Genomic DNA, 237 nt, shown 5'->3' with positions numbered 1-237 from the left:
TGACTTAACAGTGCCGCCGCGAGGGTGACGGCAGGATGTTCATCTCCCGCCACGGTCAGGGCAAATTGCACATCCAGCGGGCGTAGCTGTTTGTGCTCCACAGCTTCCAGTAATTGCTTTTGCAATTTCATTACGCCTCCTCCAGGGTCATACCGGCAAACATCTCATCCATCAGGGCAATCAACCCGGCGTTGGGTCGGGTTGTGTAAATCCCCTGTTGCGGATGTTCTTTATCAA

General features: G+C 53.6%; 1 protein-coding gene. It reads right to left on the bottom strand.

The features are described from left to right. Nucleotides 1-131: hypothetical protein (locus AC0IZJ_RS28745; RefSeq protein WP_471855691.1), on the bottom strand; the 131-nt coding region annotated here is incomplete at its 3' end. Nucleotides 132-237: the final 106 nt, after the last annotated feature.

It is taken from the genome of Roseateles sp. AC306 (assembly GCF_979253795.1).
This window is presented reverse-complemented; position numbering and strand designations above follow the sequence as displayed.